This is a genomic window from Curvibacter sp. EU05-FHT14A10, assembly GCF_058791075.1.
Window position 1 is genome coordinate 439,045 of sequence record NZ_JBYTDE010000005.1, and the last position, 12,426, is coordinate 451,470.

At 61.2% G+C, this 12,426-nt stretch carries 12 protein-coding genes, 1 rRNA gene and 1 pseudogene; 3 read left to right on the forward strand and 11 right to left on the reverse strand.

The window, feature by feature from the left end; genetic code table 11:
- Positions 1-43 precede the first annotated feature (43 nt).
- The 5 genes and pseudogenes from aceK to AC3WUT_RS12725 all read right to left on the reverse strand — a co-directional run.
- Positions 44-1,855, reverse strand: a complete 1,812-nt coding sequence (gene aceK / locus AC3WUT_RS12705; RefSeq protein ID WP_492347427.1) for a bifunctional isocitrate dehydrogenase kinase/phosphatase — start codon at positions 1,853-1,855, stop codon at positions 44-46.
- Positions 1,856-1,880: 25 nt separating this feature from the next.
- On the reverse strand, positions 1,881-2,546 hold the full coding sequence (can, locus tag AC3WUT_RS12710; protein WP_492347428.1) for a carbonate dehydratase: 666 nt from the start codon (positions 2,544-2,546) through the stop codon (positions 1,881-1,883).
- A 40-nt stretch (positions 2,547-2,586) separates the two neighbouring features.
- The gene (locus AC3WUT_RS12715) at positions 2,587-3,765 is read right to left on the reverse strand and encodes an isovaleryl-CoA dehydrogenase (RefSeq protein ID WP_492347429.1); all 1,179 of its coding nucleotides are present in this window, start codon (positions 3,763-3,765) and stop codon (positions 2,587-2,589) included.
- Positions 3,766-3,782: 17 nt separating this feature from the next.
- A complete protein-coding gene (locus AC3WUT_RS12720) occupies positions 3,783-4,241 on the reverse strand; it encodes a PaaI family thioesterase (RefSeq protein ID WP_492347430.1) in 459 nt (152 codons plus the stop codon).
- A gap of 149 nt (positions 4,242-4,390) precedes the next feature.
- Positions 4,391-4,786 (reverse strand): annotated as a pseudogene (locus AC3WUT_RS12725) (MerR family transcriptional regulator); the annotation flags it as partial.
- A gap of 155 nt (positions 4,787-4,941) precedes the next feature.
- Between AC3WUT_RS12725 and AC3WUT_RS12730 the strand changes: the two are divergent.
- A complete protein-coding gene (locus tag AC3WUT_RS12730; RefSeq protein WP_492347431.1) occupies positions 4,942-6,006 on the forward strand; it encodes an MBL fold metallo-hydrolase in 1,065 nt (354 codons plus the stop codon).
- A 17-nt stretch (positions 6,007-6,023) separates the two neighbouring features.
- Here AC3WUT_RS12730 and rfbC read toward each other — a convergent pair whose 3' ends face one another.
- From rfbC to rfbB, 4 genes are read right to left on the reverse strand one after another with little or no spacing between them, the layout of a single operon-like run.
- Positions 6,024-6,572, reverse strand: a complete 549-nt coding sequence (rfbC, locus tag AC3WUT_RS12735) for a dTDP-4-dehydrorhamnose 3,5-epimerase (protein ID WP_492347432.1) — start codon at positions 6,570-6,572, stop codon at positions 6,024-6,026.
- 8 nt (positions 6,573-6,580) lie between these two features.
- Positions 6,581-7,459, reverse strand: coding sequence for a glucose-1-phosphate thymidylyltransferase RfbA (rfbA, locus tag AC3WUT_RS12740; protein ID WP_492347433.1), 879 nt, complete (start codon positions 7,457-7,459; stop codon positions 6,581-6,583).
- A 36-nt stretch (positions 7,460-7,495) separates the two neighbouring features.
- A complete protein-coding gene (gene rfbD, locus AC3WUT_RS12745) occupies positions 7,496-8,410 on the reverse strand; it encodes a dTDP-4-dehydrorhamnose reductase (protein ID WP_492347450.1) in 915 nt (304 codons plus the stop codon).
- A 2-nt stretch (positions 8,411-8,412) separates the two neighbouring features.
- Positions 8,413-9,483: a dTDP-glucose 4,6-dehydratase gene (rfbB, locus tag AC3WUT_RS12750; RefSeq protein ID WP_492347434.1), complete on the reverse strand. Its 1,071-nt coding sequence runs from the start codon at positions 9,481-9,483 to the stop codon at positions 8,413-8,415.
- Positions 9,484-9,691: 208 nt separating this feature from the next.
- Here rfbB and AC3WUT_RS12755 point away from each other — a divergent pair, with 208 nt between their 5' ends.
- Both AC3WUT_RS12755 and AC3WUT_RS12760 read left to right on the forward strand, forming a co-directional pair.
- On the forward strand, positions 9,692-10,369 hold the full coding sequence (locus AC3WUT_RS12755) for a TetR/AcrR family transcriptional regulator (RefSeq protein WP_492347435.1): 678 nt from the start codon (positions 9,692-9,694) through the stop codon (positions 10,367-10,369).
- An 11-nt stretch (positions 10,370-10,380) separates the two neighbouring features.
- The gene (locus AC3WUT_RS12760) at positions 10,381-11,169 is read left to right on the forward strand and encodes a tetratricopeptide repeat protein (RefSeq protein ID WP_492347436.1); all 789 of its coding nucleotides are present in this window, start codon (positions 10,381-10,383) and stop codon (positions 11,167-11,169) included.
- A 19-nt stretch (positions 11,170-11,188) separates the two neighbouring features.
- On the opposite strand, the gene AC3WUT_RS12765 is transcribed toward AC3WUT_RS12760, so the two are convergent.
- A complete protein-coding gene (locus tag AC3WUT_RS12765) occupies positions 11,189-11,968 on the reverse strand; it encodes a type III pantothenate kinase (RefSeq protein WP_492347437.1) in 780 nt (259 codons plus the stop codon).
- 230 nt (positions 11,969-12,198) lie between these two features.
- Positions 12,199-12,311 (reverse strand): 5S ribosomal RNA (rrf, locus tag AC3WUT_RS12770).
- Positions 12,312-12,426: the final 115 nt, after the last annotated feature.

Below are 12,426 nucleotides of genomic sequence, written 5' to 3' on the forward strand. Positions count from 1 at the left end.
ATCTCCTGATGTTGGATGGGCTTGCTCGGATGAAAAGACGCCCTCATGAAGCCAGGCTGGCCTGCGAGGGTGAAAAGCGCCTGCTGCGCTCGTAGGGGAAGATGTCGTGCACGTGGCCGGCCTGGATGCGCTCTTTGTGCTGTTGCCAGAAGCTGACGTCAAGCAAGTCGGCGTGGTGCTGCATGAAGACTTCGCGCACCGCGGGATGGCCCAGCAGAAAGGGGGCGAAGGTCTCGGGAAACACGTCGCGCGGGCCCACGCTGTACCAGATCTCGCCCGAGAGTTCGTCTTCCTCATGGCGGGGCTCAGGCACGCGGCGAAAGTTGCAGTCGGTGATGTACTCAATTTCGTCGTAGTCGTAGAAGACCACCTTGCCGTTGCGCGTGATGCCGAAGTTCTTCCACAGCATGTCGCCCGGGAAGATGTTGGCCGCCACCAGGTCCTTGATGGCCTTGCCGTATTCGATGACGCTGCGCTCGATCTGGGCCCGCGCGGCCGGATGCTCCAGCCCCTGGTCGAAGGCTTCTTGCAGGTACAGGTTGAGTGGAATCATGCGGCGCTCGATGTAGAGGTGCTTGATGATGACCTCGGTGCGACCATCGCCGTCGCGGTCGCTGATTTCGAGCTGGCTGGGAGCGAACTTCTGGATTTCGGCGATCAACTCGTCACTGAAGCGCTCGCGTGGAAAGGCTACCTCGCTGTACTCCAGCGTGTCGGCCATGCGCCCCACCCGGTCGTGTTGCTTGACCAGCAGGTACTTGCCCTTGATCTGCTCGCGGGTGGTGTCTTTGGGGGGCGGGAAGTAGTCTTTGATGAGCTTGAAGACGAAGGGAAACGAGGGCAGATCGAACACCAGCATGACCATGCCCTTGATGCCGGGTGCGATGCGGAAGCGGTCGGTGGAATGACGCAGATGGGCCAGGAAATCGCGGTAGAACAGCGTCTTGCCCTGCTTGGCAAGCCCCAGCGCGTTGTAGATCTCGGCCCGGGGCTTGCGCGGCATCAGGGAGCGCAGAAACTGCACGTAGGCCGAAGGGATCTCCATGTCGACCATGAAATAGGCACGAGCAAAGCTGAACAGCATCTGCAAGTCGTCCTCGCCGAACAGGGCCGCATCGATGCGCAACTGGCCGCGGCTGTTGTGCAGGATGGGCAGGGCGAAGGGCAGCTCATTGAATCCGTTGATGAGTTTGCCCACGACATAGGCGCCCTTGTTGCGAAAAAACAGACTCGACAGGACCTGGATCTGGAAGTTGGCGCGCAGTTTGACCTCGCCCAGGCGCAGGTGCAGGGCCTGCAGCACACTGGCCACATCGCGGGGCAGGTCTTCGAACTCGCGCTGCAGCCGGAAATGCTCGATGAGCTGGGTCAGCACCTCGGGCAGGGTGGCGCGCGATGGGTAGTAGGCCCGAAAGCTGGGCTGGGCGCCGGGTTCGTCGTTTTCGATGTACTCGGTGCTGACCGCGGGGCGCACAAAGATGAAGTCGTTGTGGAAATGGGTGCGGTGCAGGATCTTGGTGGTGACCGAGTTGAAGAAGGTCTCGGCGAGTTCAGGCTGGTGGTGGTCCACCAGCAGCCCGATGTAATGCAGCTTGACCTGTTGCCACACATCCATGGGCTGCGCGCCGGCCTTGAACTCTTTCTCAAGCCGCATCACGCATTCCTTGACGCGCAGGCCATAGAACTCGATGCGTTCGCGCTGGGCACGTTGTTGCCCGTGCCAGTCGCAGGTCTCGAAGCGGTGCTTGGCGCGGGCCGATTCGGTGCGGAACAGGCGGTAATGGCGGTTGAAGCCGTCCATCATGGCCTTTGCGATGCCATGGGCCTGGGGGGCGTCAAGCCGGGATGGGAACATGGCTCTCGCCCCGCCGCTCAGAAACTCAGACGCCGACGCCGCGCGGATAGCGCTTGAGCCCGTTGCGGAACATGGGCATCACATCGTCGGGGCCTTGCATGCTGACGTGCAGGTCATTGACCAGGCCATCCTTGAGGCCATAGCACCAGCCGTGCAAGGCCAGCTTCTGGCCCCGGTGCCAGGCGTCTTGCACGACATTGGTCAGGGCCACGTTGCCGACCTGCTCGATGACGTTCATCTCGCACAGGACATCCTCTTGCTCGGCCAGGCTCAGGTGATCCAGGCGGCGACGATGACGCACCTTGACGTCATGCACATGACGCAGCCAGTTGTCCGCCAGACCAACACGCATGCCGCGCAAGGTAGCCAGCACGCCACCACAGCCATAGTGCCCGACCACCATGATGTGCTCGACCTTGAGGTAATCGACCGCGAACTGAATCACCGACAAGGCGTTCAGATCGGAATGCACCACCACGTTCGCCACATTGCGATGCACGAACACTTCGCCCGGATCCAGCCCAGTGATCTCATTGGCAGGCACTCGGCTGTCGGAGCAGCCGATCCACAGGTACTTGGGGTTTTGCTGCTGGGCCAGTTGGCTGAAAAAACCAGGGCGGGCCTGCTCCATTCGGGCCGCCCAAACGCGGTTGTTGTCGATCAGATGCTGAAGGCTGGAGGAAGAAGTCATGCGGCGATGTTAGCGGCTGTGCATGTCAGGTGCTTGAGGCTCAGCAAGTCTCCGCAAAGAGCTCGCGGCCAATCAGCATGCGGCGGATCTCGCTGGTGCCGGCGCCGATCTCGTAGAGTTTGGCGTCGCGCCACAGGCGGCCCAGAGGGTATTCATTGATGTAGCCGTTGCCACCGAAGATCTGCACGCCCTCACCCGCCATCCAGGTGGCCTTTTCGGCGCACCACAGGATGACGCTGGCGCAGTCTTTGCGCACCTGGCGAACGTGCTCGGTGCCCAGCAGATCGAGGTTCTTGGCCACGGTGTAGGCAAACGAACGGCCGGCCTGCAGCACGGTGTACATGTCGGCCACCTTGCCCTGGATGAGCTGGAACTCACCAATGCTCTGGCCGAACTGCTTGCGGTCATGGATGTAGGGGATGACGTTGTCCATCACCGACTGCATGATGCCCAACGGGCCACCGGTGAGCACGGCACGCTCGTAGTCAAGGCCGCTCATGAGCACCTTGGCGCCCATGTTGAGGCCGCCCAGGATGTTCTCGGCCGGCACTTCGACGTTGTTGAACACCAGCTCGCCCGTGTGGCTGCCGCGCATGCCGAGCTTGTCGAGCTTTTGCGCGATGCTGAAGCCCTTCATGCCCTTCTCGATCAGGAACGCGGTGACGCCACGGGCGCCCAGCTCGGGTTCGCTCTTGGCGTAGACCACCAGGGTGTCGGCGTCGGGGCCGTTGGTGATCCACATCTTGTTGCCATTGAGCAGGTAGTAGCCGCCCTTGTCTTCAGCCTTGAGTTTCATGCTGATGACGTCGGAGCCAGCGCCGGGCTCGCTCATGGCCAGAGCGCCCACGTGCTCGCCGGAGATCAGCTTGGGCAGGTACTTGACTTTCTGGGCTTCGGTGCCATTGCGATTGATCTGATTCACGCAGAGGTTGCTGTGCGCACCATACGACAAGCCGACCGAGGCGCTGGCACGGGAGATCTCTTCCATGGCCACCATGTGAGCCAGGTAGCCCATGTTGGCACCGCCATAGCTTTCAGGCACGGTGATGCCCAAGACCCCCAGATCACCCATCTTGCGCCACAGGTCCATGGGGAACTGGTCGTTGCGGTCGATTTCGGCCGCGCGCGGGGCGATCTCGGCCTGGGCAAAGTCGCGCACCGCGTCGCGCAGGGCATCGATGTCGTCGCCAAGTTGGAAGTTGAGGCCGGGCAGGTTCATGGAAGTCTCCTTGGAATTCAGTATTTTTGAGGGACCGGTGCCAGCGTCTGCTGCATCACCGCACAGGATTGACGGCGCCCATCGGGCGCCACGTGAAAGAGTTCGGCCGTGGTCACGATGACCCGCTTGCCTGGACGCACCACGCGGCCCAACGCGTGAAGTTCGCCACCGTTGAAGCTGGCCAGAAAGTTGATCTTGTACTCGACCGTGACCACCTCCAGCCCCTCATCAAGCACCGACAGGCCCGCGTAGCCGCCGGCGATGTCCGCCAGGGCGCCCATGGCCCCACCATGGAAGCCCCCTTGCTGCTGGGTGACCCGATCGGAATAGGGCAAGGCGATCTCGCACAAGCCGGGCTCGACCCGCAGCAGGCGCGCCCCCAGGTGCTGCATCAGCCCCTGACGGGCCAGACTGGCTTCGATGCGGGCATGCAGGGCGTTGGGGACTGCAGCCTCGTCGGAAGTGGATCGGTTCATGGGCCGGCAGCTTAATTGACGTTTACGTAAACGTCAATCAGTGAAAGACTGCGAAAGGTCTCGGCGGATCAGGCGGCGCGACGCTTGCGAGTGGAGGACACGCCGACCGGGGCTTGAGGCGACGCCGCCGGCCCCGTGTCCCCCTCAGCCCCCTGCCCTTTGCTGGCTTTGGCAAGCAGGGCCCGGGCCTCCTTCTCGTGCACCTTGACCTCTTCAAGGTTGGCCTGCAGATCGGCCATCTGCTCTTCGAGTTGGCGGCGGTGCCCGGCCAGCACATCGAGAAATTTACGCAACTGCGGTCCGGTGTCACGCGGGCTGTCATACATGTCGATGATTTCACGCGCCTCCGACAGGGACAAGCCCAGGCGCTTGGCCCGCAACGTGAGCTTCAGGCGGGTGCGGTCGCGGGCGGTGTAGATGCGGGTGCGCCCCCCAGGTCCCTCGCGCAAGGGCTGCAACAGCCCCATGTCCTCATAAAAGCGCATGGCGCGGGTGGTGAGGTCGAATTCGTGGGCGAGGTCGCTGATGGTGTAAGTGGTGGCCATGGAAAAAACAGATCGAATCGGTAGCACGGCGGCGACATCTGCCCTGTGCACGCCTGCCTAGAATGGGCCGATTACATCTGACGCTTACGTCAACGTCAATCCTGACGAACGCCGCGTCAAAGCCCTGACACAAGTCCAAGCGAAGGCCCCACACCATGAACTCCCTCGAACTGGAACTGGACTACCCTCTCGGCGAGACCCTGCCCGAATCCGGCCACACCCTGGAAGTGGCGCCCGGGGTGCGGTGGATTCGCATGGCACTGCCTTTTGCGCTGAATCACATCAACCTGTGGCTGCTCGCTGACGAGTTGGATGGGGTGAAAGGCTGGACGGTGGTGGACTGCTGCATTGCCAGCGACGACACCAAGGCCACCTGGGAACAGATTTTTGCCACGCAATTGCAAGGGCGCCCCATCCTGCGCGTGCTGGTGACCCACATGCACCCGGATCATGTCGGACTGGCGCATTGGCTGTGCGAACGCTGGAACGCACCCCTTTGGATGAGCGCCACCGACTATTACGCTGCCCGCCTGGGTTCGCAGAGCACCACGGGCTTCGGCGGGCCTGATGCCGCGGGATTTTTTGCAAGCCATGGGCTGAGCGACCCCGAGGCCGTGGACAAGATACGTGGGCGCACCCGCTATTACCCCAGCATGGTGCCCGCCATGCCGAGCCGCTTTCACCGGCTCATGGACGGCGCCTCTGTGCGCATTGGCGCCCACGACTGGCAATGCATCAGCGGCTATGGCCATGCCCCGGAGCACATGGCCCTGCACTGCCCTACGCTGGGCGTTCTGCTGGGTGGGGACATGATGCTGCCGCGCATCTCGACCAATGTGAGCGTGTTCGACATCGAGCCCGAGTCGAACCCCTTGAAGCTGTTTCTGGATTCAGTGGATCGATTTGCCACGCTGCCGGCGGACACCCTGACGCTGCCATCCCACGGCAAACCCTTCCGTGGCCTGCATGCGCGCATCCGGCAGCTTCATGATCATCACCGCGACCGCTTGAGCGAGGTGCTGCAAGCCTGCCAGGAACACCCTTGCAGTGGTGCCGACATCCTGCCGGTGATGTTCAAGCGACCCCTTGATTTGCACCAGACCACTTTTGCCATGGGCGAAGCCGTGGCCCACCTGCACGCACTGTGGTTTCAGGGCCTGCTGCGGCGGGAACTGGGCGCGGACGGGATTTACCGCTTCAGCGCGGTATTGAACAACTGAGGTCTTGGCAAGCTGCTTCAGGCAAAGACGTCGGCCTGAGCCAAAGGCACACCCTGGGCATCCTTGGCCGACAGACGGGGGGGCTCCCCCAGATCGGGCCACTGAACCCCCAGGGTGGGGTCGTTCCAGGCAATGCAGCGCTCGTATTGCGGCGCATAGTAGTCGGTGGTCTTGTACAGAAAGTCGGCGCTTTCACTGGTCACCACAAAGCCATGGGCAAAGCCGGCCGGCACCCACAGCTGGCGGTGGTTGTCCTCACTCAACTCCACGCCCACCCATTGGCCGAAAGTGGGCGAGCTTTTGCGGATGTCCACCGCCACATCGAACACCGAGCCGCGCACCACGCGCACCAGCTTGCCCTGGGCCTGCTGCAACTGGTAATGCAGCCCACGCAACACGCCCTGGGTCGATCGGCTGTGGTTGTCCTGCACAAATTCGACTTGCAGGCCGGTGGCCTCGTTGAAGGCCTTCTGGTTGAAGCTTTCGAAGAAGAAGCCCCGGGCATCGCCAAATACTTTGGGCTCAAGGATCAGGACTTCGGGAATGGCGGTTGGGATGACGTTCATGATGGGGCTTAATCTTTGAGCAGGCGCAGCAGGTATTGGCCGTAGCCGTTCTTGGCCAAGGGTTGGGCCAGGCGCTCAAGCTGTTCACTGGTGATGAACCCGTTGCGCCAGGCAATTTCTTCTGGGCAGGCCACCTTCAGGCCTTGGCGGCGCTCCAACGTGGCGATGAACTGGCCCGCCTCCAGCAGGCTGTCGTGGGTGCCGGTGTCGAGCCAGGCGTAGCCACGCTTCATGATCTGCACGTTGAGTTGGCCACGCTGCAGGTAGGTTTCATTGACGGTGGTGATCTCCAGCTCGCCGCGGGCGCTGGGGCGGATGCTCTTGGCAATGTCCACCACCTGCTGGTCATAGAAGTACAAGCCCGTGACCGCGTAATTGCTCTTGGGGACCGGGGGCTTTTCTTCGATGCTGCTGGCCTTGCCACTCTTGTCAAAAGCCACCACGCCGTAACGCTCAGGATCGGTGACGTGGTAGGCGAACACGGTGGCACCGGCCGTCTGCGAATCGGCATTGGCCAACAGGGGGCCAAAGTCATGGCCATAGAAGATGTTGTCGCCCAGCACCAGGGCACTCGGGTGGTTGCCGACAAACTGCTCGCCGATGATGAAGGCCTGGGCCAACCCGTCGGGGCTGGGTTGAACGGCGTACTGCAGGTTCAGGCCCCATTGGCTGCCGTCGCCCAGCAGTTGCTGGAAGCGGGGGGTGTCTTGCGGGGTGCTGATGAGCAGGATGTCGCGCATGCCCGCCAGCATCAGGGTACTGAGCGGGTAGTACACCATGGGCTTGTCGTACACCGGCAGCAGCTGCTTGCTGATGGCCAGCGTGGCCGGGTGCAGTCGGGTGCCGGAGCCCCCGGCGAGGATGATGCCTTTGCGTTGCATGGTCATGATGTGTGGTTCTCCCTGAAGTTCTTGCCGGTTCGCTCAGGCCTGGGTCGGCAGCGAGGCCGGCAGGATTTCGTCGAGCATGCGGGCCACGCCCTGCTGCCAGTCGGGCAAGGCCAGGTCAAACGCGCTTTGCAGTTTGGCCGTGCTCAGGCGCGAGTTGTTCGGGCGCCGTGCTGGCGTGGGGAAGGCACTGGTGGGCACAGGGGCGATACCGTCTTCTGGCGTCTTGAGGGCCACACCAGCACGGCGTGCATGCTCGATCACAAAGCGGGCATACCCATGCCAGCTGGTCTGGCCTGCGGCCACGGCGTGGTACAGGCCTGAGAGTTCGGGGCGTACTTGCACGGCACGGATGGCGTGGGCACTGAGGTCGGCCAGCAGGTCGGCCCCGGTGGGGGCGCCGAACTGATCATCGATCACGGTCAGGCGTTCGCGCTCGGCCGCCAGGCGCAGCATGGTCTTGGCAAAGTTGCCACCGCGTGCGGCGTACACCCAACTGGTGCGAAAGATCAGATGGCGGGCACCGCTTTGCTGGATCAGTTGCTCGCCTTCGAGCTTGGTGCGGCCATAGACGCTGAGCGGGCCGGTGGCATCGCCCTCGTGCCAGGGCGCATCTCCGCTGCCGTCAAACACATAGTCGGTGCTGTAGTGGACCAGGGTGGCGCCCAGTTGGGCCGCCTCGCGGGCCAGCACGCCGGGGGCCAGGGCGTTGAGGGTTCGCGCCAGTTCGGGCTCGCTCTCAGCACGATCGACTGCGGTGTGGGCGGCGGCATTGACGATGACGTCGGGATGCAAGGCACGCACGGTGGCAGCCAGGTCGTCCAGCCGGCTGAGGTCGCCGCAGTGATCGGTGCTGTGGCGATCCAGTGCCGTGATCCGGCCCAGCGGGGCCAGGCTGCGTTGCAGCTCCCAGCCCAGTTGTCCGTTTTTGCCCAGCAGCAGGATGTGCAGGCTCATACGGCGCCTTCGCTGGCGTATTGTTTTTGCACCCAGTCGCGGTAGGCGCCGCTTTGCACATGGCTCACCCAGTCTTCATGGCTGAGGTACCACTGCACGGTTTTGCGGATGCCGGACTCAAAGGTTTCTGCCGGCTTCCAGCCCAGTTCACGCTCAAGCTTGCGGGCGTCGATGGCGTAGCGGCGGTCGTGGCCGGGGCGGTCTTTGACGTAGGTGATCTGCTTGCGGTAAGGTTTGCCGTCGCTACGGGGGCGCAGTTCATCAAGCAGCGCACACACGGTGTGCACGATGTCGAGGTTGGGCTTTTCGTTCCAACCGCCCACGTTGTAGGTCTCGCCCACGCGCCCGCCCTCGAGCACACGCCGGATCGCGCTGCAGTGGTCTTTCACATACAGCCAGTCGCGCACCTGCTGGCCATCACCATAGATGGGCAAGGGCTTGCCCGCCAGCGCGTTGACGATCATCAGCGGGATGAGCTTCTCCGGGAAATGGTAGGGGCCGTAGTTGTTGGAGCAGTTGGTGGTGAGCACCGGCAGCCCGTAGGTGTGGTGCCAGGCGCGCACCAGGTGGTCACTGGCAGCCTTGCTGGCCGAGTAGGGGCTGTTGGGCTCGAAGGGGTTGTCTTCAGTGAACGCGGGGTCGGTGGGCGACAGTGACCCATAGACCTCGTCGGTCGAGACGTGCAGAAAACGAAAACTGGCTTTTTGCTCTGCAGCCAGGCCATTCCAGTAGCCGCGCACCGATTCGAGCAGGCGCAAGGTGCCAACAACGTTGGTCTGGATGAAGTCTTCCGGGCCATGGATGGAGCGGTCCACGTGCGATTCGGCCGCAAAGTTGATCACGGCCCGGGGCTGATGCACCCGCAGCAGCTCGTCGACCAAGGCGCTGTCGCCGATGTCACCGTGCGCGAAGTGGTGGCGGCCATCGCCTTCGAGCGAGGCCAGGTTCTCGCGGTTGCCCGCGTAGGTCAGCTTGTCGAGGTTGACCACAGGCTCATCGCTCTGAGCCAGCCAATCGAGCACGAAATTGGCGCCAATGAAGCCTGCGCCGCCGGTTACGAGAATCATCTGTCTGCCCTGGATGGAGTCGGCTCAGCCGGAGCCAAAGTGCCGGATTATCTCATTTGACGTCCGGACTCCGACGTCCGCTTCGGGCCCGATGCCGCCAACTGGGTGCGCTCACGCCGGACCGGGGCTAGCAAGATCCCTAGTATCTGTACCCGCCTCGCTGGGCTAGAGTGAAATCAGATTTCGAAAAATACTGGGAGACGACTTCATGGTGAAAAAGGCGCCTCGCAGAACTGCCGAGCGAATCCTCGAAGTCACGCTCGATCTATTCAATCGGTTTGGTGAACCCAACGTCTCGACGACGCTGATCGCTGGTGCTCTGGGCATCAGCCCCGGAAATTTGTACTACCACTTTCCGGCAAAGGACGAACTGGTCAATGCGTTGTCCGACCGCTACGAAGCCGAGTTGCGTCCGTTGCTGCAGGATGTCTCAAGCATCAACGACCTGGAGGGGACCAAGCGCTCGCTTCATCTGCTTTTCGAATTGAACTGGTCTCATCGGTTCCTGTTTCGCGATCTCAACGATTTGCTGAGTAAGAACCGCCACTTGGAAACCCAATTGCAGAAAATTCAGATCGATTCATCCAGTGCACTGATGGGGCTGTTGCAGCGTCTCAGGGCTGGCGGAACCCTTCAAATGAATGCCGATCAAGTGGAAGTAACTACATCAAACCTGATGGTGGTGCTCAATTATTGGCTCAGCTATGAATATGTCCAGTCTCCACGTCTTGCGTCCAGCCCAGAGCAAGGAAAACTCAGCACTGCGCGTGGCGTCCTGCAAGCGCTGAGTTTGCTGATCCCCTGGCTGGGAACGGCCGAACGAGAACGCCTCCAAGAGCCTCTCATGTGCGAGCGCGGCAACACGCTTGACGTCACGACTTCCTAAGGAGACAAGCAATGGCAACCTGGTCCCCATTTCCACATCCGGGTCTGTTCAGCTTCACAGCGGATTCCGTGAAAAGATCCTGGGCAGTACTGCATGCGGGCGATTCTGAACCTCTGCCCCGTAGCCCTTTGCTGTTGCAAGCCTGGGCATACTTCCACAATGGTGATTTTTCGGCAGCCAGAACGCTGGGCCTGGAAGCGGCAGCCACTGGCGAAACAGGCGGAATGACCGTCGCCAACAAAGCCACCTGCATCTATGCCTGCTATCTCGAAAAAAGTGAGCACGCACGCCTTGATTTGTTCATGGATGTCGCTCAGCGTGCGGGTGTGCAAACGGTACATGCTCCTCAGGATCAGAATGCGTGGTTTTTGCTGGCTTACGCATTGGGGCGGTACAGCCAGGCCATCAGTGTCGCCAAAGCTTTGGCTCAAGGCTTGGGCAGCAAAGTCAAAGAGTCTCTTGAACGAACCCTGGAGCTCTGCCCCAAGCATGTTGAAGCACGCATAGCGCTGGGATCATTTCATGCCGAAGTCATCGACAAGGTAGGGGCCCTGATAGGTGGGATGACCTACGGCGCGCGCAAAGATGTCGGGCTGCAACTTTTGGCAGAGGCATTGCAACAAAATCCGGACTCGGCAGCGGGTCTGGTGGAGTATGCCGACGCACTGGTCATGTTGAATGGCGAAGCCTGTCATGACCAAGCAAACCAACTCTACGAACGTGCGGCCAGCTGTGTGCCTGTCGACGCCATGGAGGCGCTCTATTGCGAGTTGGCCAGGACCGAGTTGGCAACCCATTGAGCCATAGACCCAATGCCAATCAAGCTTGGTCAGCGCTGGAAAATCTGCGAGCCGCGATTTCCAACAAGCCGTCAAAGATGAGGTTGTCCACCAGTTCGCACTCAACCGACATGCTCGGAGCCATCTTCCATCCAGCACCGCCCGTCATCACACATTGCGGCTCCTGCCCGCAGTGCACCCTCAGGTGATCGACCATGCGTGCCACAGCCCCGGCAATCGCATAAGTTCCACCGCTGGTCAATGCATCACTGGTATTGGTTGGAAAAAGCTTGACCTCACCCGTCGGGACATGAAGACCTGCGGTACCTGATTCAAGGGCACGGAGCATGATCCCGTGACCAGGAAGAATCAGCCCCCCCAAAAACACGCCTTCTGGATCAATTGCCTCCACCGTCACGGCCGTTCCGACCATGACCACAATCAACGGCGCGCACTCTCCGCGACTCAACATGCGATGTCGGGCGCCAATCATGGCGACCCAGCGATCAGAACCCAGTCGGGTTGGATGGTCATACCCATTGTGCATCCCGGCTTCACCCTGAGTTGAGACCACCCACTTTGGCGGCACATCCCAGATCTCCATCTGCTCCTCGACCCGCCGCTTGACCGCCTCGCCCGCAACAATGCAGCCCAGCATGCGGTCGGGTGGGGTCAAAGAAGCCCACGCATGGTCGGCTAATTTGTCAACGTTCTCCAGAAACTCAGCGCCTTGCGCCAACACGGTCGCCCCTCGGTGTGGGGCTTCATACAGCGCCCACTTGAGGCGTGTGTTTCCGACATCTATAGCAAGGAAGCTCATAGAGCCAATTATGGCTACTTTCAGGAACTTACCTGTCCTGCAAATTACTTAAGGAGCACACTTGCCCCCAGCACCCAGTGAAGCACCACCGCATGATGTGAGGCCAAATTGCGCTTGCCGTCGATGCCCAGGACTGCAAGCGTTGGCCATGGAGCTGCAGTAGCGTTTTCTGGAGCCCCAAAGACAAAACCCCCGCCAGTTTCCTGGAGGGGGTTTTGAGGGCTGTAAGAGCCTGACGATGACCTACTTTCACACGGGAACCCGCACTATCATCGGCGCGGAGTTGTTTCACTGTCCTGTTCGGGATGGGAAGGAGTGGGACCAACTCGCTATGGTCATCAGGCATAACTTGGTGCTGGACTGTTGTTGCTCAACAGCCCGGCGAATTCATAGAGTTTGGAATCAGATTTTATTTTTTGTATTGCGTCTTGGCATAACCAGACTTTGAATTGGATTCA